The organism is Nonomuraea rhizosphaerae (genome assembly GCF_019396405.1).
Classification (GTDB): Bacteria; Actinomycetota; Actinomycetes; order Streptosporangiales; family Streptosporangiaceae; genus Nonomuraea; species Nonomuraea rhizosphaerae.
The window spans coordinates 1-22,223 of the sequence record NZ_JAHKRL010000480.1 but is presented as its reverse complement, the minus strand read 5'-3'; the positions used below and the strand labels follow the sequence as shown (position 1 = coordinate 22,223).

The following is a 22,223-nucleotide window of genomic DNA, read 5'->3' as shown; positions in this document are numbered from 1 at the left end:
GGGGAGTGGGGATTTGTCCGTATGACCCCGGCTAGCGCCGGTAGCCTGCCATGCGTTCCAGCCTGGCCACCCGCTCCGACGTGGGCGGATGTGTCGAGAACAGCCGTCCGAACCCTGACCCGCTGAACGGGTTCGCGATCATCATGTGCGACGCCGACGTCAGGCGGCTGTTCTCCGGCAGCGGCAGCCGCCGGGCGCCCATCTCGATCTTCCGCAGCGCCGAGGCCAGCGCCAGCGGATCCCCGGTCAGCCGCGCCCCGGACTCGTCCGCCTGGAACTCCCGCGTACGGGAGATCGCCATCTGCACCATCCCGGCCGCCACCGGCCCGAGCACCATCATCAGCAGGGCGCCGACGAACCCCGGCCCCTCGTCGTCGTCCGACCCGCCGAAGAACACGGCCAGGTAGCTCGCCCACGTGATCATGGTGGCCAGCGCCCCGGCCACGGACGACACCAGGATGTCGCGGTTGTACACGTGGGACAGCTCGTGCCCGATGACGCCGCGCAGCTCGGCAGGGTTCAGGAGCTGCGTCAGCCCGTACGTCACGCAGACCGCCGCCTGCCTGGGGCTCCGCCCGGTCGCGAACGCGTTCGGCTGCACCGTGGGCGAGATGTACAGGCGCGGCATCGGCTGCCGGGCCTCGGTGGACAGCTCCCGGACGATCCGGTACAGCTCGGGCTGTTCGACCTCGCTGACGGGCCGCGCCCGCATCGCCGACAGCGCGATCCGGTCGGAGAAGAAGTAGGCGACACCGTTGCTCGCCAGGGCGAGCACGAACGCGATCTGGAGCCCGGTGCCACCGCCCAACCACGCGCCCACCGCGAGTATCAACGCAGAAAGGCCGCCGAGCAGAATGGCCGTGCGCAGACCGTTGTGGTGCAAGGTTCCCCCCTTCGTGGTCCGGGTTCACCTCGTCCAACGACGAGCCCCTGCCTCATCGTTCCCCGTCGTGCTCAGCCGGGGGCACAGCGCGACGGAACCCCCTGTCCACACGCGTCGAAGTCCAATAAATCCGCCTGTTTCAGCCGGCTGGTGAGAACGATGTGACGCCCAGCACCAGCTGGGGCGCGATGGAGAACAGGACCGCCGCCACCAACGCGATCCCCACGGCCACCCAGACGGCGGTGAGCATCCGGGATCCACCCGTGCCGGCGAGAGCGACAGCGCCGCCTGCCCTGCCGGCGCCTCCGGGTGAACCGCTTCCCCCTGCGGCGACCCCGGCCGTCACCGGCTCGGCGACCCCGGACTCGGCGACGGCCGGAGTGAACAGGCGTGCCGTCCACACCACGTAGTAGTACAGCCCGATCACCGTGTTGACCGCCATGACGACCGCGAGCCACCCCGCCCCGCCCTCGACGATCTCCCGGAACACCACCACCTTGGCGAACAGCCCCGCCAGCCCCGGCGGCAGCCCGGCCAGGCAGATCAGGCAGAACGCCAGCGCGATCGCCGCCGCAGGACGGTGGAAGGCCAGCCCCCGGTAGTCGTCCAGCTCGTTGCGCGCCGCCGTGCGCGACACCAGCATGACGACCGCGAACGCGCCCAGGTTCATGGCGGCGTAGATGACCAGGTACGCCAGCGATGTCCCCACTGCCTCGGAGCCGAACGACGCGCCACCGGCCACGGCCAGCGGCGCCAGGATGTAGCCCGACTGCGCGACCGAGGACCAGGCCAGCAGGCGTACGGCGGAGCGCTGGCGCATGGCCAACAGGTTGCCCACGGTCATCGTGAGCGCCGCGACGACCGCCACCACCGGCGTCCAGGTGGCCGCCTGGCCGTACAGCGCGGTCAGCAGGACGAGGATCAGCCCCGCGAACCCGGCCGCCTTGGAGATCACCGACAGCAGCGCCGCGACCGGGACGGGCGCCCCTTGGTACACGTCCGCCGCCCAGGAGTGGAACGGCACCGCGGCGATCTTGAACGCGAACCCGGCCGCGACCAGCACGACCCCGACCGTGACCACTCCCGGCAGCCCATGACCGGCCTGCAGCAGATAGTCGCCCGCCGCCCCCGGCGCCGCCGTCTGGCCGCTGAACACTGACGCGAGCCGCGAGAGGAACACCGTCCCGGAGACCCCGTACAGCAGCGAGACCCCGAACAGCATGACCGCCGTCGACACGACCGAGACGAGGAAGAGCTTGACCGCCGCCTCGGAGGAGCGCCCGTCGTAGCGTTTGAGCGCCGTGAGCGCGAAGACCGGCAGCGACACCAGCTCCAGCGCCACCACCAGCATGATCAGGTCTCTGGACGAAGGCAGCGACACCGCGCCGACCAGCGTGCAGAGCAGCAGGAAGTACCACTCGCCGACCGGGATGCCGCCCCCGGCCAGCTCGGACATCGACAGCAGCACGACCACGACGGCCGCCACCAGCACCAGCCCGGCGAAGATCAGCGCGAACTGGTCGACGACGAAGGAGCACAGCCCCTGCGCCCCTGCCGCTCCGCTGGACCCGGCTGTCGCGCCGCCGAGGGCCTGCGGCACGCAGAACGTCGCCCGGCTCCTGTCACCCTGTACGGCCTGCGCCACGACGAAGCCGAGCGCGACGACGACCCCCGCCAGGCTCACCAGCCCGAGCCCGCCGGCTCTGGCCCGCGTGCCCGCGGGAAGGAACGCGTCGAGCAGCAGCACCAGCCCGGCCACCACCGCGAGGACCAGCGGCGCGGCGATGACGAAGTAGTCGATCTGCTGGATCATGACAAGGCCCCCAGCAGGGATTGAACGGCAGGCGTGGTGAGCGACAGGAGCAGCTTGGGCCAGAGCCCGAACAGCAGGATCAGCACGATCAGCGGCACCCAGGCGGCGAACTCGTAGCCCTGGATGTCACGCGGCACCGCTCTACGGCGGGCCGCCCCCGGCGTCCCGTTGAGCGGGTCCGTGGCCGGCGCCACGACCGCCACCGGCTGCTCGTCGGGAAGCTCCCCGGCCCCGGTCGATTCGAGCGCGGCAGGCTGGTCGGCGGCGAGCGACCCCGACGATCCGAGCGGGGCAGGCTGATCGGCGACGAGCGCACCTGGCGAGCCGAGCGGGACAGACTGGTCGGCGGCGAGGGGCCCCGCCGGTGCCAGGGGGACCGGTGACGCGGAGCCCACCGGGCCGCTCGGGGCCGGCCCCGCGGGCACGGCGACCGCCCGTGCCGGGACGCCGTGCGTCACCCGGGACAGCATGACCAGGAAGTACGCCGCCGTGAGCACCGCCCCCAGCCCGCCGACCACCATGAACGTGAGGAACAGCCCCCGGGGCAGCCCGTCCGCCGGCTGGAAGGCCCCGAACAGGGACAGCATCTCCCCCCAGAACCCGGCCAGCCCGGGCACCCCCAGCGAGGCGATGGCCGCGAACGTCAGCACCGCCCCCAGGTGCGGGAGCGTCGCCAGCATCCCGCCGCCGAGCCGGGACATGTCGGCCGTGCCGTACCGCTCCTTGATCGCTCCGGCGAGGAAGAAGAGCAGGCCGGTGATGAGGCCGTGGGCGATGTTCGCGAAGAGCGCGCCGTTGACGCCGGCGGGGGTCAGTGTGGCGAAGCCGAGCAGCACGAAGCCCATGTGGCCGACGGACGAGTACGCGATCATGCGTTTGAGGTCGCGCTGGGCCAGGCAGGCCAGGGCGCCGTACACGATGCCGACCACGGCGAACGCCCCCAGCCACGGCGCCACCGCCGCCGCCCCCTCGGGCAGGACGGGGATCGCGATCCTGGCGAATCCGTACGTGCCCATCTTCAGCAGCACGCCCGCCAGCAGCACCGACCCGACCGTCGGGGCCTCGGTGTGCGCGTCCGGGAGCCAGGTGTGCAGCGGCCACATCGGCGTCTTGACCGCCAGCCCGATGCCGATCGCCACGAACGCCAGGATCTGTACCGCTCTGGGGATGCCCGCGCCGTGCGCCTGACTGAGGGCGACGATGTCGAGCGTGCCGGTCCGCGCCCAGACGAGCAGCAGGCCGAGCAGCATCACGACCGAGCCGAGCAGCGTGTACAGGATGAACTTGATCGACGCGGCCCGGCGCCCGGCGCCTCCCCAGACGGCGATGAGGAAGTACATCGGGATCAGCACGATCTCGAAGAACACGAAGAACAGCAGCAGGTCGAGCGCGAGGAACGTGCCGATCATGCCGACCTCGAGCACGAGCAGCGTGAACACCATCGCCCTCGGGCGGTTCCCGCCCGCCTTCGGCCATAGCAGCTGGCCGGGGCCGCGCGCGTCGCCCAGGCCCAGGTAGCCGAAGCAGAGGAACGTCAGCAGCGCGGTCAGCACGACCAGCGGCAGCGAGATGCCGTCCACGCCCAGGTGGAAGTGGAGCCCGAGCCCGGGGATCCATTCGAGGTCGAGGCCGAGCTGGGGCCGCGCCGCCTGCCCGTGGTCGAACGCCACCGCCGTGACGACGGCCAGCGCGAGAGCGATCCCCGACACGAGCAGCCCGTACAGCTTCAGCCACGGGCGCAGCACCCCTGGCAGGGCCACGAGCAGCAGCGCGCCGAGCAGCGGCACGGCGAGCAAAGCGACGAGCAGCCAGCCGGTCACGTGAACACCACCGCCCCCACCGCGATCAAGAGGACACCGGCCAGGACGCCGCTCACGTAGAGCTGGACGTTGCCGTTCTGGGCGAGTCTCAGCATTCCGGACAGCCCGCGTGCCGAACGGCCCGAGCCGCGCACCGCCCCGTCCACGACCACGTCGTCCGTCCTGACCACGAGCCTGGCCAGCGCCAGCACCGGCCGTACGAACAGGGCGGCGTACACGCCGTCGACGTAGAACGCCCGCTCGCACGGCACCCGGAACGGCCCGAGCAGCCGGGCCGGGTCCGCGACGGGGTCGCTGCGCCAGAACGCGTACACCACTCCGGCTCCGAGCAGCGCGAGCACCACGCTGATGGCCGCCACGCCCCACTCGACGTGCACCCCGCCGACGAACCCGAGCAGCAGCGCGGGGACCGCGAGCAGCACGAGGGGCACCAGCATGGTCCGCGGCGCCTCGCGTACGTCGATCACGTGGGCCGTGCCGGGCTCGGGCTCCGGCAGCGCGACGACCCGCGCCTCGCCGAAGAACGTGCGCAGCCAGGCCCTCATCGCGTACGCGCCGGTGACGGCGACGGTCGCCAGCGCGCAGGCGTACAGCAGCAGGGCGGCCGCGTCCGTCAGGCCGCCGCCCGCCAGCGCGTGGTCCATGGTCACCAGCAGCTCGTCCTTGCTGAAGAAGCCGCTGGCCGGAGGCAGCCCCGCGAGGGCGGCGAAACCGATCGTCATCGTGACGAACGTGACGGGGAGCACGCGCCGAAGGCCGCCCATCTGGGTCATCAGGTTCGAGCCGACGTAGTGGATGACCGCGCCCGCGCACAGGAACAGCAGCGCCTTGAACGCCCCGTGCGTGATCAGGTGGAAGATCGCCGCGCTGTCGGAGCCCGCGGCCAGCCCGCCGGCCATGTACGAGAGCTGGCTGACCGTCGAGTACGCGAGCACACGTTTCAGGTCGTCCTGGGCGAGCGCGGCCAGAGCGGCGCCGAGCATGCCGAGCGCGGCCATGACGGCCAGCACGTCGAGCGTGGGCCGCGCGGCCAGGAAGGCCGGGAAGAGCCGGGCCACGATGAAGATCCCGGCGGCGACCATGGTGGCGGCGTGGATGAGCGCGCTGATGGGCGTCGGGCCCGCCATCGCGTCGGGCAGCCAGGTGTGCAGCGGCACCTGCGCGCTCTTGCCCGCGACCCCGGCCAGCAGCAGCATGGTCGCGGTCACGAGCGTGCCCGCGGACATCTCGGGCACCTTTGCCAGCACGTCCTGGATGCGGAAACTGTCCGCCGCGACGCCGAGCACGAAGATCCCGAACAGGAAGCCGACGTCACCGAGCCGCGTGACCAGGAACGCCTTGATGGCGGCCCGCGAATTGCCCCGGTCCTCCCACCAGTGTCCGATGAGCAGGTACGAGCACAGGCCCATGATCTCCCAGCCCACGTAGAGGACCAGGAGGTCGCCCGCGTAGACGACCAGCAGCATCGCGCTGGTGAACAGGCTGATGAACGCGCTGTAGGAGGGGTAGCGCGGGTCGTCGTGGAGGTAGCCGACCGAATAGACCTGTACGGCCAGCGCCACGAGCGTCACCAGGACGCCGAGGATCGCGGACAGGTTGTCAGCCTGGAGCACCAGGGAGATCGGGACGGCGCCGGTGTCGAAGGTGCCGTAGCTCTGGCCCACGGGGGTGCCTCGGGCGCCCTCCTCCAGGAAGGCGAAGCCGGGCTTCCAGGCCAGCAGGGCGGCCAGGACGGCGGAGGCGGCGGTGGGCAGGACCGCGATCCAGGCGGCCCGCCGGCCGGCCCGCGCGTCCGCCTGGACATGGGGCTCTGTATCGGCCGTTGGGTAGGCGTGCGCGCCTGTATGGGCGTGGGCGGTCGTTTGTGCGGGGGAGGGCGTTTGTGCGTGGGCGGGTGATGGGGGGATCAGCGGGCGGCGGTGCGGCCAGCGGGACAGCAGGAGGCCGGCGGCGGCCGCGACGAAGGGCAGGAGCACGGTGAGCAGTGGGAAGGTCGTCACAGCGTGCCCCCTCGCTTGACGGGGCCGGTGGCGGGCTCCGCTGCCCCGTTGGGGCCGGCTGCTTCAGGGTCGCCCGCGTTGGGGTCGGCCGCATGGGAGCCGACATCCGAGCCGACCGCTTCGGTGCTGGTCGCTTCGGTGTCGGTGCGTGGGCCGTTCCCGGCGCCGGGGGTGGATGTCGCGGCGGGCAGCCCGACGGCGGCGGGCTCGGCTGTACGGCGTAGCGGCTCACCGTCCTCGGCGGGAGGCTCGGACAGGTCGCGGAGGTGGTCGATGTCGACCGTGCGGCGGTTGCGGTAGAGGGCCAGCACGATCGCCAGCCCCAGCCCCACCTCCGCGGCGGCGATCACGATGATGAACAGCGTGAGCACCTGACCGCTGTGCAGCCGGTCGCCCAGCCACACGTCGAACGCGACGAGGTTGAGGTTGACGGCGTTGAGCATCAGCTCGACCGACATCAGCACGAGGATCGTGTTGCGCCGGGCGAGCACCCCGTAGACGCCGACGGAGAAGAGGAGCGCGGAGACTACCGCCGGGTAGACGATGTGCACTAAGAACCCCCGGTCTGCTCGGGTGGCGTACCCCCGGGTATGTCCGTGCGGGACAGCACGATGGCGCCGATCAGCGCGGCCAGCAGCAGCACGGACAGCGCCTCGAAGGGCAGCACCCACGTGCTGAACACGCTCGCGCCGATCTCCTTCGCCGCGCCCGGCCCCGGCGTGAGCGGCGCGTACGCCATCCGGAAGCCGTCGATCACCACCGTGACCAGCACCGCCGCCGTCGCCACCGCCACCGCGGCCGCCACCCACCGGTTGCCGCTGTCGAGATCGGCGGAGCGGCCGATCGGCGCCCGCGTCAGCATGATGCCGAACAGCATCAGCACCACCACCGCGCCCACGTAGATGAGCACCTGCACCCAGGCCACGAACTCAGCGGTCAGCACCAGGTAGCCGCCCGCGAGGGCGCCGAAGGAGACGACCAGCCAGAGGGCGGCGTGGACCAGTTGCCTGGTCGTGACGACGAGCAGCGCGGATCCGACCGCCACCGCGCCCAGCAGCAAGAACACGATCTCCTGCCCGGTGGGTGACAGATAGGAGGGCACCGCCTCGGTCACGAATCCTCCTCGGACTCCCTCGTGTCGTCAGGGTCGAGCCGCCCGGGCGGGCGGATGGACCGGGGATCGGTCATCCTGCGCCTGCGCGGGCTCGCGGCAGAATTCTGCTCCTGTTGGCGGGGCGGCGGCGACGGTTGGTCGTCAGCTGTGGACAACCTGTCGCTGGGCGGCCGGCCTGTGGATGAGGGGGCGTCGTCCTCACTCGCTGGAGGTACGTCGGTCGCTGGAGGTACGTCGGTCGCAGGAGCCGCGTCGGTCGCGGAAGATGCGTCGGCTGAAGGCGCGTCAACTGGAGGTGGGGCGCTGTCTGCAGAGGACGCGTCGCCTGTGGCGGCCGTACCGGCCCCGGGGGCGCCGCTCGCCCCAGAAGCGGGCGCTGAGCTGCTGGAATCGTCTCGCTGAGCCCCTGCGGCAGCGCGGTCACGACCGGGAACGTCATGACCAGGAGCCGCCGTACGGCCGGAAGCGTCACGGCCAGGAGCCGCCGTACGGCCAGGAGCGTCACGACCAGGAGCAGCCGTACGGCCAGGCCCGGCGGCCTCTGCACGACCAGCAGCGCCCGCCCGAGCCGCCCCCGCACCGCCCTCACGGGCCGGGCGGCGGGGCGCGGCGGTGAGCTCCTTGGGCGGCTCGGCGCCGGGTTCGTGGGCGGGAGGCGGCGGAACGGTCGGCACCCAGGTCGCGAGCTGCTCCTTCTCATGGAGCAGGTTGCGGATGTCCCCCTCCGCGTACTCGAACTCGGGCGACCAGAACAGCGCGTCGAACGGGCACACCTCGATGCAGATCCCGCAGTACATGCACAGCGCGAAGTCGATCGCGAACCGGTCGAGCACGTTGCGCTGCCGGGGACGCCCGCCCTCGGGTGCCGGAAGTGTCTCCTTGTGGGAATCGATGTAGATGCACCAGTCTGGACACTCTCGTGCACAGAGCATGCAGGAGGTGCAGTTCTCCTCGACCAGGGCGATGACGCCACGGCTTCGAGGTGGAAGTGCGGGTTTGACCTCGGGGTACTGCTGCGTGACAGATCTACGCAGCATGTGGCGAAGGGTGACGGACAGGCCTTTCGCGAGGCCGACTCCGGGTATCCGCGCCATGGTTCAACATCATGACGCACTTGGCCTCAGAGGTGAATGATCCAGGCCGTTGTCCCCAAGTTTTCCACAGCTATCCACAGGAAGACCGTAGGTTATCCACAAGATGTGCACACATCCGATATGTGAAAGTCCAGGACGATAGTCTTCCGGCCATGTCGTACAGCCATCCGGCCCGCCCCAGCGGCGGAGTATGGGCGGCCGCCGTCGTGTGGGCGGTGTTGCCGCTGCTGACGTGCGGGCTGGCGACGCCGTTCACGATCGGATTCGCCGCTTACTGGCTGCGCAGCACGTGGCACGTCGTGGCCGCGGGCTTCTACGCCATCTGCATCGGCTCGTTCGTGCTGGGGGTCGCGGGGTACGCGGAGTTCGACGACATCCCGGACCCATTGTCGACGCTGATCTCGTTCGGGCTGATCATCAGCTGGATCGGCGGCGTGATCCACTCGGGCATCCTGGTACCGATGATGGTCAGGGCCCGCAGCTTCAAGACCTCCTACCAGCCTCCTCCTCACCTCACCCACCAGCCGACCCATCACCACCCCCGCCAGCGGCAGCCGCACCGCCCGCCACCGCCTCCGCCCCCGCCGCCGCCGCACTTCGACCTGCACCAGCGCACCACCGCGCCGAGCCACCACACCCGCAAGCCGCACGAACCCGAGTGGATCGGGCACTACCGCGTGCTCCAGTCGCTCGGCCGCGGCGGCCAGGGCGCGGTCTACCTGGCGGTGGCGCCCAACGGCACCCGGGTCGCGGTCAAGGTCCTGCACGACCTGGTGGACGAGATGGCGCGGTCCCGGTTCGCCAGGGAGGTGGACGCGGCCCGCCGGGTGGCGACGTTCTCCACGGCGCGGGTGCTCGACGTCAGCATCACGGGCCAGCACGCGTACATCGTCAGCGAGTACGTGGACGGCCCGTCCCTGGAGCATCTCGTACGCAAGTTCGGCCCGCGCGACGAGGACAGCCTGACGCGGCTCGCGTTGTCCACAGCCGGGGCGCTGGCCGCCATCCACAAGGCGGGGATCGTCCACCGCGACTTCAAGCCGAGCAACGTGCTGATCGGCAACGACGGGCCGCGCGTGATCGACTTCGGCATCGCGCGGGCGCTCGACCAGATGACGATGACCTCGGGCAAGATGGTCGGCACCCCGCCGTACATGTCGCCCGAACAGCTGACGGGCGAGACCGTGGGGCCGGCGTCGGACGTGTTCAGCTGGGCTGTGACGATCATGTTCGCGGCCACGGGGCGGCCGGCGTTCGGCGAGGACACGGTGCCCGCCGTTTTCAACCGCGTGCTCACCGTCCATCCGGATCTGTCGCCCTTACCGCCCGCGCTGCGGACGATCGTGGGCGGCTGCCTCCACAAGAGCCCGGACGATCGGCCCTCCGCCTCGGACGTGATGCTGGCCATCGTCCACTGACGAGCCCCTCCCAGGCCGGCGGGGCGTATCAGGAGTCCGAGGGTGACCGACGGGCCGACCGGCTCGCGCGTACCCAGGGTCAGGGGGTGGCCGACCGGCAGGCGCGGGCCAGGGTCAGGTATTCCTCGCGGGAGATCGAGTGCATCGCCAGGGGCAGCTCGTGACGGGAGGCGAAGCGGTTGACGGCGTCCGGGAGCCAGTGGCCGGGAAGGTGGTGTACGGGCTCGCCGCGGTTGTCGAGGATGAAGAGGCCGGTCAGATCCTCGTAGCGGTACAGCAGGAGACTCGACGCGTCCCCCGCCCTCTCGCCGATCTCGATGTCGAGGGTGCTCTCCTTCCCACGACCGATGCGGATCTTCTCGTCGGAGCGGACGGAGAGGTGAGCACCGCCGGTGGAGCCGAGAATCAGGCCGCGGTCGGCGCGCCAGCGGCGGATCCGGGACGAGACAGGGCTCAGGAAGAGCAGCACCGGGCTGAACGCCACGGCCAGCCACTTGACCTCCAGGACGTCCAGAAGAACGCGTCCCACCGTGGAGATCCCTCGCCAGGCCATCCACATGCCGGTCGAGGCCAGGTACACCATCACCGCCAGCCCGGCCACGCCGACGCCGACGGCCAGCGGCTTGCGGTAGCGGGCCGGAGAAGGGGGTGTCAGGCCGCGGAGGCGGCGCCAGCCGGGGGCACGCGCCGCCAGGACCGTGCGAACCTCGTTGAAGGAGTCGGCGCGCGCGTCGACCAGCGGGATGCCCGCGTGTTCGGCGAAGTCGGCAAGGTGCTCGAACTGCCAGCTGCCGGGAAGGTCGAGCATGACCAGGCCGTCGGCGTCGAGCACCGCCAGGCCGTGGACCGGGCGCCACTCGGTGTTGTTGAACGACACGGTGATGTGCTGGTCGTAGGTGTAGCTGTAGAGAGTGGCGGGTGTCAGTCGTAAGGACTGTCCGGTCGCGGCGTCCGTGACCGCCAGTGCGTCGCCGTCCCACGACATGACCGTCATGGGGCAGGCATCGCCCGCGACCGCCCCTGCCTCCGGTTGCAGTTGAATGCCCATGAAGATCGCCCTCCATAGCCCCCTATGAAGGTATCGACGGATGGACGGCGCCTGAAGTTTCCGCTAGGTGAGCACCTTCACCACACCGGTAAGGGCGAGCTGCACCAGGGCCAGCGGCACCAGCCCCATCCAGGCCAGCTTCTGCAGCTGGTCCTCGCGCAGCCGCGGGTAGCTGACCCGCAGCCAGATCACCACGAACGCCAGCGCGAACACCTTGATCAGCGTCCAGATCCACCCCGCCAGCAGCGGCCCGTGCCATCCACCCAGGAACAGCACCGTGGTCAGGAACGACAGCACCACTATCCCGACGTACTCGGCGAGCATGAACAGGGCGAACCGCATGCCGGTGTACTCGGTCATCGGGCCCATGATGATCTCGGACTCGGCGATCGGCATGTCGAACGGCGGCCGGCGCAGCTCGGCGAGCCCGGCCAGGAAGAACACCACGCCGCCGATCGCCTGCCACGGCAGCCACCACCACTGCCAGGCGGAGACGATGCCGGGCAGGGAGAGCGTCCCGGCCGCCATGGCGACCGAGGAGGCGGCGAGCACGAGGGGCAGCTCGTACGACATGAGCTGGGCGGCCGAGCGCATGCCGCCGAGCACCGAGTACTTGTTGGCCGACGCCCAGCCCGCCATGATCGAGCCGAGCACGCCGATGCCCATGACGGCGAGGACGAAGAACAGGCCGAGGTCGAGGTTCACGCCGACCCAGCCGTCGTCGACGGGGATGGCGATCATGACCAGCAGGTACGGCACCAGCGCCACGCCAGGGGCGATCATGAAGATGCGCCGGTCGGCGGCGGCCGGGATGACGTCCTCCTTCTGCGCGAACTTCACCCCGTCGGCGATGAGCTGCGCCCAGCCGTGGAAGCCGCCCGCGTACATGGGGCCGAGGCGCGACTGCATGTGCGCCATGACCTTGTGCTCGGTCTGGCCGACGATCAGCGGCAGCACCAGGAAGACGACGATGATGACGACGAACCGCACCACCACGTCGAGCAGCTCAGGCATCGGGCGTCCCCCAGTCGGCCGGTACGCCGGGCGGCAGTGTCCGGCGGCGGCTGGGCGCGCCGTGCCCCGACTCCCCCGGCTCCTTGGCCCCCGGCCAGGGCTTGGCCACCCGCGCGGCGAGGATGAAGTCCTTGCGCAGCGGATGCCCCTCGAACCCGTCCGGCAGCAGCAGCGGCACCAGGTACGGGTGGCCGTCGAAGACGATCCCGAACATCTCGTACGTCTCGCGCTCGTGCCAGTTGGCCCCCCGGTAGACCCCCACGGCGGTGGGCAGGCGCGGGTCGGCGAGCGGCACCCGGGTGCGCACCAGGACGCGTTCGCAGGAGTCGGGGTCGTACACGTGGGCGACCACGAAGAACCCCTCGGGCGTGTCGTCGACCCCGGTCAGCCAGTCGAAGAAGGTGTGGCCGGAGTCGCGCAGGAAGGTCAGCGCCTCGATCCAGTCGTCCGGCGCGACGTCGACGGTGCTCTCGCCGAAGGACGTGGTCACGGTGACGCGCCCGCCGAACCGTTCCTCCAGCGTCATGACACGCCTCCGTCGGCGGAAGGGTCGTCGTCGGCGGAGCCGTGGGGCCGTGCCCACAGGTACCGGTCGCTGAGCCGCTCCTGCCCGATCTTCTCCTGCAGTTTCATGATCCCGTACAGCAGCGCCTCGGGGCGGGGCGGGCATCCCGGCACGTACACGTCCACGGGCACGATCTGGTCGACGCCGTTCGTGACGCAGTAGGAGTCCCAGTAGGGGCCGCCGGAGTTGGAGCAGGCCCCGAAGGAGATCACGTACTTCGGGTCGGGCATCTGCTCGTACAGCCGTTTCACGGCCGGGGCCATCTTGTCGGTCACGGTGCCGGAGACGATCATGAGGTCGGCCTGCCGCGGCCCGTTGGCGAAGGGGATCACCCCGAAGCGGATGAAGTCGTGCCGGCTCATCGAGGTGGCGATGAACTCGATGGCGCAGCAGGCCAGCCCGAAGTTGAACACCCACAGCGAATATCGCCGCCCCCAGTTCAGGACGAAGCGCATCGGCTTGGGGGCCAAGCGCGAGATGGGCCCCACCGTGGGCATCGGGAGATCCTTCGCTGCCATGTGGGCCATTGTCCCGCGTGATCGGCTTCAGGAGTAGAGGACCGCCCCCGTGATCAACCGAAAAACAACCGGGGCTAGGTCCAGCTGAGGACCCGCTTGCGCCAGGCGTACAGGATGCCGAGCGCGATGAACCCCAGGAAGACGAACATCTCGACGAGCGTCGTCAGCCCGAACCCGGGCGCGTCGAAGACCGTCGCCCAGGGGAAGAGGAAGACGGCGTCGACGGCGAAGACCACGTACAGGTAGGTGAAGACGTAGTAGCGGACCTGCGACTGCGCCCATCCGTCGCCGACGGGGTCGACCCCGCACTCGTACGTGGTGAGCTTCTCGGCCGTCGGCCGGGTGGGCCGCAGCAGGCGGTTGGCGGTGAGGGCCCCGGCCACGATGGCCACGCCGATCGCGAGCAGCGCGGCGACGAGCACGTACGACCCGAAGTAGCCGTCCATGCCGCGATGGTAACCCAGGGAGGGTCCCCCGGCCTCAAACCGACAACCCGGTCAAGCCTCCCTCCCTAAAACCCCAAAACGGGGCAAATCGCAAGATCAATCCTCTACTCTCACATTCATGCACAAAAAGCGATTCTTCGGAGGAATCGCTCTGCTGGCCCTCACCTCCTCGGGCTGCGGGCTGGCGAACACCATGCCCGAGCGCGACACCATGGTCCCGGCAGAGCCGACGATGATCGACTTTGTCGACCCCGCGACCGTGAGCGGCCTGGTCCCCAGGACCCTGCCGAGCAAGGACAAGGGCAGCGGCTTCGTGCACATCAGCTATCCCCAGCTGCCGGACGCCCCCCGCCTCACCAGCGCTCTGCGCGCCGAGACCGAGCGCACCTTGCGCGCCTTCGAGCAGGCCACCGAACACGCCGCCGGCCCCGAGCTCAACGTGGACTGGCAGCTCGCCGCCGTGTCGCCCCAGGTCGTCGGCGTACGCCTGCGCACCGGCCAGTACCTGGGCGCCGGGTGGGGCAACTCCACCAAGACCCTCTGGTACGACCGCGGGACCGGCAGAGCGACCGGCTCGACCGGCCTCCTGTCCGGGCAAACGGCTGTACAAGACCTCACCAAGCAGGTGGAAACGCGCCTCGCGGAACGACAGCCCGGCATCAGCCTCACCCCGGACCACCTCGACTCGATGGCCTTCAACCATGACGGCGACCTGGTGGTGGAGTTCGACGACTGCCAGGTGGGCCCCTGCTCGCTCGGCCGCCTGGCCGTGGCCGTGCCGGCGGACCAGGCGGAGCTCTCGGAGACGGGCCGCCGCGCCCGGGAGGCCGCCCGCGAGGCCCCCAGAGCCGCCATCCCCATGACCGCCCCCACCGCGAGCCCCGACGCGGTCAGCAACCGGGCCGGCTCGGTGGACTGCGCCACGGCCAAGTGCGTCGCGCTCACCTTCGACGACAGTCCGGGGCCGGACACCGCCGAGCTGCTCGACAAGCTCCACCAGGCCAAGGCGCGGGCCACCTTCTTCACCGTCGGCGGGAACGCCGCCGCCCGTCCCGACCTGCTGCGCAGGATGAGCGCCGAGGGCCACCTGGTGGCCAACCACACCTGGGACCACCGCGACCTGTCCAAGCTGTCCAGCAGCAGGATCACCGACTCGTTCGGCCGCGCCGAGGACGCCGTCACGACCGCCATCGGCGAGACGCCCCGGCTGGCCCGCGCCCCGTACGGAGCCGTGACGAAGGACGTCCAGGACGTCGCCCGGCACCTCGGTCTCGCCCTCGTCGGATGGGACGTGGAGGGCAAGGCTCAGGACATTCCCAAGAAGGTGCATCCGGGGGCGATCGTGCGTTTGCGCGACACCGGCGGCGCGACCGTTGCCGCGATTCCGGCCGTCCTCAAAAAGCTGCGCGGGAACGGATACACCCTCGTCACCGTTCCAGAGTTGTACGGCACGACAGGCATGCAGGCCGGACGGCTTTACCGGTCAGGGGCGGACGTCACACGCAGGGCACCCTTGACGTAAGGCATGCACGGGGGGGACGTATAGTTGGCGCTCGTGACCAGAACCGTCCTCTTCGCACGCTTGCACGTGGACCTGTGCAGGATGGCCTCCGGGCTGTGTCACCCCTGAGCGGTTCTCCCGGTATCCCCTGATTGCCACCGCGTTTACCCGCATTCTGTGGCGAGGAAACGTGTTGAACCTCGCGAGGATCTAGCATGGAAACAAGTACGCGCCACAAGCACCCGCGCATTGGCGCGTCGAGGAGGACTGAGCTGTGACGAAGCAGGTCCAGCAACTCGACCGCGTGATCATACGATTCGCCGGAGACTCCGGCGACGGCATGCAGCTCACCGGAGACCGCTTCACGGCGGGCACGGCGGAATTCGGCAACGACCTTTCGACGCTGCCCAACTTCCCCGCCGAGATCCGGGCGCCCGCAGGCACCCTGCCCGGTGTGTCGAGCTTCCAGCTGCACTTCGCCGACCACGACATCCTGACGCCCGGCGACGCGCCCAACGTGCTCGTCGCGATGAACCCGGCCGCGCTCAAGGCCAACCTGGGCGACCTGCCGCGCGGCGCCGACATCATCGTCAACACCGACGAGTTCACCAAGCGCAACCTGCAGAAGGTCGGCTACGCGGCCAGCCCGCTGGAGGACGAGTCGCTGAGCGAGTGGCGCATCCACGCGGTGCCGCTGACCTCGCTGACGGTCAAGGCGCTGGAGAACTTCGAGCTGTCCAAGAAGGACGCCGAGCGCTCCAAGAACATGTTTGCCCTCGGTCTGCTGTCGTGGCTCTACCACCGGCCGACCGAGCACACGATCAAGTTCCTGGAGACGAAGTTCGCCAAGAAGCCGGAGATCGCCAAGGCCAACATCGCGGCCTTCCAGGCCGGCTGGAACTACGGGGAGACCACCGAGTCGTTCTCCGTCTCGTACGAGATCAAGCCCGCCAGGCTCGCCCCGGGCGTCTACCGCAACATCTCGGGCAACCAGGCCCTGGCCTACGGCCTGATCGCGGCCAGCGTGCAGTCGAAGCTGCCGCTGTTCCTGGGCTCGTACCCGATCACCCCGGCCAGCGACATCCTGCACGAGCTGTCCAAGCACAAGCGGTTCGGCATCCGCACCTTCCAGGCGGAGGACGAGATCGCCGGCGTCGGCGCGGCGCTGGGCGCGGCGTTCGGCGGCGCGCTGGGCGTGACCACGACCTCCGGCCCCGGCGTGGCGCTGAAGGCCGAGACCGTCGGCCTCGCGGTGACCACCGAGCTGCCGCTGATCGTCGTGGACGTGCAGCGAGCGGGCCCGAGCACCGGCATGCCGACCAAGACGGAGCAGACCGACCTGCTGATGGCGCTGTTCGGCCGCAACGGCGAGTCGCCGGTGCCGGTCGTGGCGCCGATGTCGCCGAGCGACTGCTTCGACGCGGCCATCGAGGCGGCCCGGATCGCGGTCAAGTACCGCACCCCGGTCATGCTGCTGTCGGACGGCTACCTGGCCAACGGCTCCGAGCCCTGGCGCCTGCCCGAGGTCGCCGAGCTGCCGGACATCTCGCAGAGCTTCACGACCGAGCCGAACGGCGCGGACGGCGAGTTCCTGCCGTTCAAGCGGGACACCGAGACGCTGGCCCGTCCGTGGGCCATCCCCGGCACGCCAGGTCTGGAGCACCGCATCGGCGGCATCGAGAAGGCCGACGGCACGGGCAACATCTCCTACGACCCCAACAACCACGACCTCATGGTCCGCACCCGGGCGGCCAAGATCGCCGGGATCGACGTGCCCGACCTCACCGTGGACGACCCCGACGGCGACGCCAGGGTCCTGGTGCTGGGCTGGGGCTCCACGTACGGGCCGATCGCGGCGGCGGTGCGCCGGATCAGGCGGGAGGGCGGCACGGTCGCGCAGGCGCACCTGCGGCATCTCAACCCGCTGCCCGCCAACACCGGCGAGATCCTGAAAAAGTACGACAAGGTGCTGTTGCCGGAGATCAACCTCGGCCAGCTCGCGCTGCTGCTGCGGGCGCGCTTCCTCGTCGACATCATCAGCTACAACCGCGTGCGCGGGCTCCCGTTCAAGGCCGAGGAGCTGGCCGGAGTCATCCAGGACGTGATCGACAGTGACTGAGCTCATGAACGGCAGGGGCCTGTCGCTGGTCCCCAAGACCGACGTCAAGCAGAGCCTGAAGGACTTCAAGTCCGACCAGGAGGTCCGCTGGTGCCCGGGTTGCGGTGACTACGCGATCCTGGCCGCGGTCCAGAGCTTCCTGCCCGAGCTGGGGCTCAAGCGGGAGAACATCGTGTTCGTCTCCGGCATCGGCTGCTCCTCGCGCTTCCCGTACTACCTCAACACCTACGGCTTCCACTCCATCCACGGCCGCGCGCCCGCGATCGCCACGGGCCTGGCGGCCAGCAGGCCGGACCTGAGCGTGTGGGTGATCACCGGTGACGGCGACGCGCTGTCGATCGGCGGCAACCACCTGATCCACGCGCTGCGCCGCAACGTCAACCTCAACATCCTGCTGTTCAACAACAGGATCTACGGTCTGACCAAGGGCCAGTACTCGCCCACCTCCGAGGTCGGCAAGATCACCAAGTCGACGCCGATGGGCTCGCTGGACAAGCCGTTCAACCCGATCTCGCTGGCCATCGGCGCCGAGGCGTCGTTCGTGGCCCGCACGATCGACTCCGACCGCAAGCACCTGCAGTCGGTGCTGCGCGAGGCCACCGCCCACCGCGGCACCTCGCTGGTGGAGATCTACCAGAACTGCAACATCTTCAACGACAACGCCTTCGAGCAGCTCAAGGACCCCGAGGTCCGCGACGACATCACGCTGCGCCTGGAGCACGGCCAGCCGATCGTGTCGTCGTCGAAGGCGGTCGTCAGGGCGGCCAACGGCGGCATCGAGGTCACCGACCGCGCCGGGGTGAGCGAGGACCAGATCCTGGTCCACGACGCGCACAACCCCGACCCGTCGCTGGCCTTCGCGCTGAGCAGGCTGGACGAGCCGGCGTTCGAGCACGTGCCGATCGGCATCTTCCGCTCGGTCGACCGGCCCGCCTACGACGTGCTGATGGCCGAGCAGCTTGAGGAGTCCGTGGCCGCGAAGGGCCCCGGCGACCTGGGCGAGCTGCTCATGGGCGGCGACACCTGGCGAATCAGCTGAAGTAACGCTTTTCCCCGCGGTCCGATACACAGCCGATGCATCGGACTCGCGGGGGGCTGCGAAGTGGCCGAAACGCACCAGCGCTCAGCACATGACAGTGCACGTGACAGTGCACGTGACAATGCCTTCAACCTGCTGCGCCTCATCGGGGCGCTCGCGGTCATCGTCGAGCACAGCTGGGTCCTGACCGGCCACGGCACCCCGCTCACCCCGGCCAGCGGGATCGGCGTCGGCGGCATCGGGGTGGGCGTCTTCTTCCTGATCAGCGGCTATCTGATCAGCACGAGCTGGCTGTCCGACCCGTCGGTCCGCCGCTACACGCTACGGCGTTTCCTGCGGATATATCCGGCGTACGCGGTCGTCATCGTCCTCACCGCGCTGGTGCTCGGCCCACTGCTCACCACCGCGTCCGGGTACTTCTCCGGCGCCTGGGCCTACATCGTCAGGGGCCTGCTCATCCAGCCGGTCAGCTACTCACTGCCCGGCGTCTTCGCGGGCCTGCCCTACCCCGACGCGGTCAACGGCTCATTGTGGACCATCTGGGTCGAGGTGCTCTGCTACGTCGGCGTGGCCGTCATGGGCCTGCTCGGGCTGCTGCGCCGCAAGGCGGTCCTGATCGGCCTGGCGCTGGTCATGCTCGCCGCCGCGACAGTCGTCCACCTGACCGGGTACGCGGGCCCGTTCATCCCCCTGGTCGTCTCGGCGTACGCCGCGCAGCCCGTGGCCTTCTTCGCCATCGGCATGCTGGCCCGTGAGATCAGGTGGGTGCCGTCCCTGTGGCTGACCGTCCCGGTGATGATCGCGTGGCCGCTGCTGTGGGGCACGCCGGTGTCCAACCTGGCGGCCATCGCCGCGGTGAGCTGCCTCACCTTCCTCGTCGCGTTCCGGTCGCCGAGATGGCTGTACCGGCCGACCGGCTCCTACGACCTGTCGTACGGGACGTACCTGCTGGCCTTCCCGCTCCAGCAGGTGCTCGTCCAGTCCGGTCTGCGCTCGCCCTGGCTCGTGCTGGCGGCCACGGTCGCGATCGTGCTGCCCCTGGCCGCCGTGAGCTGGCGCCTGGTCGAGCGCCCCGCGATGCGCCTGCGGCAGCGCAGGCCGGTGCCCGTCATCACCACCTAGCGGCCTGGGCCAGCAGTTCCTGCAGGTGCAGGCCGCGGTGCACGTCGATGTCGTGCGAGCGTCCGGTGCGGACCGCGGTGGCGAACTCCGAGCGCAGCGTCGCCCTGGTCTCCACCGCGTCCCGCGGCAGCAGCCCCGAGTCCAGGACCAGCGTCCCCTCCGGCCCGTACAGCTCGTAGCGGGTCCTGCGGCCCGGCGGCACCCGGCCGCAGATCGCGAGCTGGCTGACCGCGTCGCTCTCGTGCAGGCAGGTCAGCGACAGGAAGCCGGCCCGGTTGCCGGCCGGCCTGACCTCCGTGATGCGGCCCAGCGCGGCGTCCAGCATGTCCAGGCCGTGCGGGCCGGTGTTGTAGAGCACGCCCGCGTACGAGCGCCACGGGCTGCCGGCGAACGTGTCGTCCAGGAACTCCCCCGTGAGCTGGCACGCCTGCGCGCCGACGGCCGGGAAGCCGCGGGCCTGCTTGAGGAACTCGCGCACGGCCGGCCGGTAGCGGTTGGTGAGCACGAGCTGCGTGGCCACGCCCGCCTCGTCCACGGCGTCGGCCAGCTCGCGAGCGTCGGCCACGGTCAGCGCGATCGGCTTCTCCAGCAGCAGCGCCCGGCCCCGCCGCGCCGCCCGTACCGCCAGGCCGGGCTGGACGTCGGGCGGGACGGCGAAGACGACGGCCTCGCAGCGTTCGAGCAGTTCGTCGTAGGAGGGGAAGGCGGGCACGCCGAAGCGCTCGGCCAGCGTGCGCGCGGCCGGCTCGCGCCTGCTCCAGACGCCCGCCAGCCGCGTCTCGGGGCCCGCGGCGAACGTGGGGGCGTGGAAGTCGCGCGCCCACGGACCGGCTCCGGCCAGCCCGACCTCCACCGGCGCGCTCACGGGGTGACCTTGTAGACGTGGTAGGTGTTCTCGCGGGCGAAGTCGTCGCTGAAGGCGCCGTTCTCGACGGGCACGGTCCTGTTCTCGAACAGCACCTCCACGCTGGAGGCCGACCTCAGCGACTCGGGCAGCCGCAGCGTCTGCCGGCCCGGCTGGGCGCCCAGCTTGGGCATCGCGAACACGTACGAGGAGCCGTCCAGCTCCTTGAGCATGGTGTCCAGGCCCGGCGCGAAGGCGTAGGAGAAGGACTGGGTGTTCAGGACGGGCGCGAGCGTGCGGATGTGCCGGTTCAGCTCGGTCACGACCTCGCGCGTCTCCTGGGCGCACGGCTCGCGCAGCACGTGCTGGGTCGGGCAGGGGCCGGCGAAGCTGTGGTTGAAGTAGATGATGCCGCGCGCCTCGTGGATGAGGGAGCTCATGACCGCTCCCTGCAGCTCCTCGCCGGTGATGGAGCGCAGGCCGTTGGTGCCGGGCCAGCCCAGCTCGACGAAGGCGTAGACGGGCTGCAGCCGGCCGTCCTTGGCGTCCAGGTTGCGGCCCCGCTCGACGACCTGGCCGTAGTTGGCGGCGCGGGGGCAGCGGTCCTTCGGCAGCTTGATGAAGTTCTCGGCCTCCGGGCAGATGCCGTTGTCGGTGTACCAGTACACGTCGGTGGACATGACGTCGGTGTAGGTGTTGACGAACTTGGTGGCCTCGGCGTCGGACTCCCACATGGCGATGCCCTTGCCGTAGTTCGTGTAGTGGAGGCGGCCGTCGTCCTTGGGCAGTTTGTCCTTGAGTGTGCGCATCGCGGTGTATCCGCAGGGCGGTTTGTCGGGAAGGCACACCTGGCCCTCGCCGCCGTACTTGCCGCTCCAGACGCCGTCGCCGGGCCCGGCGAACATGTCGGGCTCGTCGGCGATCATCCAGCCGACCGTCTCCTTGCCGGCGCCGGGCAGGGGTTTGCTGGTGAAGGCGGACATGCCGTACTTGCGGACCAGCTCCATGTCGCTGTTGTCGGTCAGCTCCACGTACGTGTTGAGCCCCGCCTCCTTGTCGAGTTGGATGTCGCGCTCCTCGACCACGGCCTCGAACCAGACGCCGACGGGGAAGAACGATGGATCGGTCCACCCCGCCGCCGCCGGGGCGCTGAAGCGGGCGTAGTACGCCGGCCCGCCCTCCCACGGGATGTGCTGCAGTCCGAGGACGTCACGGCTGGACTTCGCCTGCGCGATGACCCAGCCCACCGCGATCACCAGCAACGCGGTGACCGAGATCAGCAGGATCCGCCTGTTCGTCGTTCGAGAAGTCATGGCCCTCCCAGCTACGGGGCGATCCGGTAGACGTGATAGCTGTGCTCCGTGCCGAACGTGTCGGTGAAGTGCCCCTCCTTGTCGGTCTTGATGGTCCGTCGTTCGAGGACGTCCTCCACCTGGCCCGTCGCCGACAGGTCGCTGGGCACCGTCAGCACGCGCTCGCCGGGCGCCTGGCCTCGGCCGAGCATCACGAACAGGTAGAAGACGCCGTCGTGGCGTTTGAGCATGGTGTCGAGCTCGGGGGCGAAGTCGTAGGCGTACGACTGGGTGTTGAGCACCGGCGCCAGCTCGGCGATGCGCCGGTTGAGCTCCTTGACGCCGGCCCTGAGCGGCCTGCCGCAGGCGTGCCGGAGCAGGTTGTCCACCTTGCACCCCTTGGCGGTGCCGTGGGCGTCGTAGACGATCCCGCGCGCGCCGTGGATCAGCGCGCTCATGACCGCGCCGCCGGCCTGGCCGGGGGTGAGGCCGGCGAGCGCGACGGTCGCGTAGACCGGCTGCGGGCGGGCGTCGACGGCGTCCAGGGGGCGCAGCCCCCGGACCGTCGCGCCG

Annotated in this window: 21 protein-coding genes and 1 pseudogene; 7 read left to right on the top strand and 15 right to left on the bottom strand. The window is 70.2% G+C overall.

The annotated features are described in order from the left end of the window. Positions 1-31: 31 nt before the first annotated feature. The 6 genes from htpX to KME77_RS24960 all read right to left on the bottom strand — a co-directional run bounded on the left by htpX (position 32) and on the right by KME77_RS24960 (position 7,630). Positions 32-883: a zinc metalloprotease HtpX gene (gene htpX / locus KME77_RS24985; protein ID WP_219471378.1), complete on the bottom strand. Its 852-nt coding sequence runs from the start codon at positions 881-883 to the stop codon at positions 32-34. Positions 884-1,022: 139 nt separating this feature from the next. Next, on the bottom strand, positions 1,023-2,696 hold the full coding sequence (locus KME77_RS24980) for an NADH-quinone oxidoreductase subunit N (RefSeq protein WP_219471377.1): 1,674 nt from the start codon (positions 2,694-2,696) through the stop codon (positions 1,023-1,025). Further along, positions 2,693-4,516, bottom strand: coding sequence for a complex I subunit 4 family protein (locus KME77_RS24975; RefSeq protein ID WP_308250887.1), 1,824 nt, complete (start codon positions 4,514-4,516; stop codon positions 2,693-2,695). Before KME77_RS24975 ends, KME77_RS24980 begins: the two co-directional genes overlap by 4 nt. Then, on the bottom strand, positions 4,513-6,516 hold the full coding sequence (locus KME77_RS24970) for an NADH-quinone oxidoreductase subunit 5 family protein (protein WP_308250886.1): 2,004 nt from the start codon (positions 6,514-6,516) through the stop codon (positions 4,513-4,515). Before KME77_RS24970 ends, KME77_RS24975 begins: the two co-directional genes overlap by 4 nt. Further along, the gene (gene nuoK, locus KME77_RS30635) at positions 6,513-7,067 is read right to left on the bottom strand and encodes an NADH-quinone oxidoreductase subunit NuoK (RefSeq protein ID WP_308250885.1); all 555 of its coding nucleotides are present in this window, start codon (positions 7,065-7,067) and stop codon (positions 6,513-6,515) included. The genes KME77_RS24970 and nuoK overlap by 4 nt, the downstream gene beginning before the upstream one ends. Continuing rightward, positions 7,067-7,630, bottom strand: a complete 564-nt coding sequence (locus KME77_RS24960) for an NADH-quinone oxidoreductase subunit J family protein (protein WP_219471376.1) — start codon at positions 7,628-7,630, stop codon at positions 7,067-7,069. Before KME77_RS24960 ends, nuoK begins: the two co-directional genes overlap by 1 nt. Positions 7,631-7,895: 265 nt before the next feature. Here KME77_RS24960 and KME77_RS29550 point away from each other — a divergent pair, with 265 nt between their 5' ends. Continuing rightward, a complete protein-coding gene (locus KME77_RS29550) occupies positions 7,896-8,246 on the top strand; it encodes a hypothetical protein (RefSeq protein WP_246610701.1) in 351 nt (116 codons plus the stop codon). A 163-nt stretch (positions 8,247-8,409) separates the two neighbouring features. Here the strand turns inward: KME77_RS29550 and KME77_RS30630 are convergent. Beyond that, positions 8,410-8,562, bottom strand: a pseudogene (locus tag KME77_RS30630) (4Fe-4S ferredoxin); the annotation flags it as partial. A gap of 314 nt (positions 8,563-8,876) precedes the next feature. Here KME77_RS30630 and KME77_RS24950 point away from each other — a divergent pair. After that, on the top strand, positions 8,877-10,142 hold the full coding sequence (locus KME77_RS24950) for a serine/threonine-protein kinase (RefSeq protein ID WP_219471374.1): 1,266 nt from the start codon (positions 8,877-8,879) through the stop codon (positions 10,140-10,142). 79 nt (positions 10,143-10,221) lie between these two features. Here the strand turns inward: KME77_RS24950 and KME77_RS24945 are convergent, their stop codons facing one another. The 5 genes from KME77_RS24945 to KME77_RS24925 all read right to left on the bottom strand — a co-directional run bounded on the left by KME77_RS24945 (position 10,222) and on the right by KME77_RS24925 (position 13,733). Further along, on the bottom strand, positions 10,222-11,190 hold the full coding sequence (locus tag KME77_RS24945) for a hypothetical protein (RefSeq protein ID WP_219471373.1): 969 nt from the start codon (positions 11,188-11,190) through the stop codon (positions 10,222-10,224). Between the two features lie 63 nt (positions 11,191-11,253). After that, complete coding sequence (gene nuoH, locus KME77_RS24940) at positions 11,254-12,204, bottom strand: NADH-quinone oxidoreductase subunit NuoH (RefSeq protein ID WP_219471372.1); 951 nt, start codon at positions 12,202-12,204, stop codon at positions 11,254-11,256. After that, the gene (locus KME77_RS24935) at positions 12,197-12,730 is read right to left on the bottom strand and encodes an NADH-quinone oxidoreductase subunit C (protein WP_219471371.1); all 534 of its coding nucleotides are present in this window, start codon (positions 12,728-12,730) and stop codon (positions 12,197-12,199) included. The genes nuoH and KME77_RS24935 overlap by 8 nt, the downstream gene beginning before the upstream one ends. Next, a complete protein-coding gene (locus KME77_RS24930; protein ID WP_443679675.1) occupies positions 12,727-13,287 on the bottom strand; it encodes an NADH-quinone oxidoreductase subunit B in 561 nt (186 codons plus the stop codon). The genes KME77_RS24935 and KME77_RS24930 overlap by 4 nt, the downstream gene beginning before the upstream one ends. A gap of 74 nt (positions 13,288-13,361) precedes the next feature. Continuing rightward, positions 13,362-13,733: an NADH-quinone oxidoreductase subunit A gene (locus tag KME77_RS24925; protein WP_219471370.1), complete on the bottom strand. Its 372-nt coding sequence runs from the start codon at positions 13,731-13,733 to the stop codon at positions 13,362-13,364. 118 nt (positions 13,734-13,851) lie between these two features. Between KME77_RS24925 and KME77_RS24920 the strand changes: the two genes are divergently transcribed. The 5 genes from KME77_RS24920 to KME77_RS24905 all read left to right on the top strand — a co-directional run bounded on the left by KME77_RS24920 (position 13,852) and on the right by KME77_RS24905 (position 19,514). Then, positions 13,852-15,255, top strand: coding sequence for a polysaccharide deacetylase family protein (locus KME77_RS24920; protein ID WP_219471369.1), 1,404 nt, complete (start codon positions 13,852-13,854; stop codon positions 15,253-15,255). A 33-nt stretch (positions 15,256-15,288) separates the two neighbouring features. After that, complete coding sequence (locus tag KME77_RS30565; protein ID WP_372451222.1) at positions 15,289-15,363, top strand: putative leader peptide; 75 nt, start codon at positions 15,289-15,291, stop codon at positions 15,361-15,363. Positions 15,364-15,508: 145 nt separating this feature from the next. Continuing rightward, positions 15,509-17,353, top strand: coding sequence for a 2-oxoacid:acceptor oxidoreductase subunit alpha (locus KME77_RS24915; RefSeq protein WP_219471368.1), 1,845 nt, complete (start codon positions 15,509-15,511; stop codon positions 17,351-17,353). A 4-nt stretch (positions 17,354-17,357) separates the two neighbouring features. Then, on the top strand, positions 17,358-18,392 hold the full coding sequence (locus KME77_RS24910; protein ID WP_219471382.1) for a 2-oxoacid:ferredoxin oxidoreductase subunit beta: 1,035 nt from the start codon (positions 17,358-17,360) through the stop codon (positions 18,390-18,392). Positions 18,393-18,455: 63 nt separating this feature from the next. Beyond that, a complete protein-coding gene (locus KME77_RS24905; protein ID WP_219471367.1) occupies positions 18,456-19,514 on the top strand; it encodes an acyltransferase family protein in 1,059 nt (352 codons plus the stop codon). Here the strand turns inward: KME77_RS24905 and KME77_RS24900 are convergent. The 3 genes from KME77_RS24900 to KME77_RS24890 all read right to left on the bottom strand — a co-directional run. Further along, positions 19,504-20,379: a Gfo/Idh/MocA family protein gene (locus tag KME77_RS24900; protein WP_219471366.1), complete on the bottom strand. Its 876-nt coding sequence runs from the start codon at positions 20,377-20,379 to the stop codon at positions 19,504-19,506. The genes KME77_RS24905 and KME77_RS24900 overlap by 11 nt on opposite strands. After that, a complete protein-coding gene (locus KME77_RS24895; protein WP_219471365.1) occupies positions 20,376-21,671 on the bottom strand; it encodes a hypothetical protein in 1,296 nt (431 codons plus the stop codon). The genes KME77_RS24900 and KME77_RS24895 overlap by 4 nt, the downstream gene beginning before the upstream one ends. An 11-nt stretch (positions 21,672-21,682) precedes the next feature. Continuing rightward, a partial coding sequence (locus KME77_RS24890) for a hypothetical protein (RefSeq protein ID WP_219471364.1) occupies positions 21,683-22,223 on the bottom strand: 541 nt, incomplete at its 5' end.

Coding starts and splice junctions, on each gene's coding strand:
- KME77_RS24980 (WP_219471377.1), bottom strand. CDS start 2,696: ATGATCCAGCAGATCGACTACTTCGTCATCGCCGCGCCGCTGGTCCTC.
- KME77_RS29550 (WP_246610701.1), top strand. CDS start 7,896: ATGCGTCGGCTGAAGGCGCGTCAACTGGAGGTGGGGCGCTGTCTGCAG.
- KME77_RS24950 (WP_219471374.1), top strand. CDS start 8,877: ATGTCGTACAGCCATCCGGCCCGCCCCAGCGGCGGAGTATGGGCGGCC.
- KME77_RS24945 (WP_219471373.1), bottom strand. CDS start 11,190: ATGGGCATTCAACTGCAACCGGAGGCAGGGGCGGTCGCGGGCGATGCC.
- nuoH (WP_219471372.1), bottom strand. CDS start 12,204: ATGCCTGAGCTGCTCGACGTGGTGGTGCGGTTCGTCGTCATCATCGTC.
- KME77_RS24935 (WP_219471371.1), bottom strand. CDS start 12,730: ATGACGCTGGAGGAACGGTTCGGCGGGCGCGTCACCGTGACCACGTCC.
- KME77_RS24930 (WP_443679675.1), bottom strand. CDS start 13,287: ATGGCAGCGAAGGATCTCCCGATGCCCACGGTGGGGCCCATCTCGCGC.
- KME77_RS24925 (WP_219471370.1), bottom strand. CDS start 13,733: ATGGACGGCTACTTCGGGTCGTACGTGCTCGTCGCCGCGCTGCTCGCG.
- KME77_RS24920 (WP_219471369.1), top strand. CDS start 13,852: ATGCACAAAAAGCGATTCTTCGGAGGAATCGCTCTGCTGGCCCTCACC.
- KME77_RS24910 (WP_219471382.1), top strand. CDS start 17,358: ATGAACGGCAGGGGCCTGTCGCTGGTCCCCAAGACCGACGTCAAGCAG.
- KME77_RS24895 (WP_219471365.1), bottom strand. CDS start 21,671: ATGACTTCTCGAACGACGAACAGGCGGATCCTGCTGATCTCGGTCACC.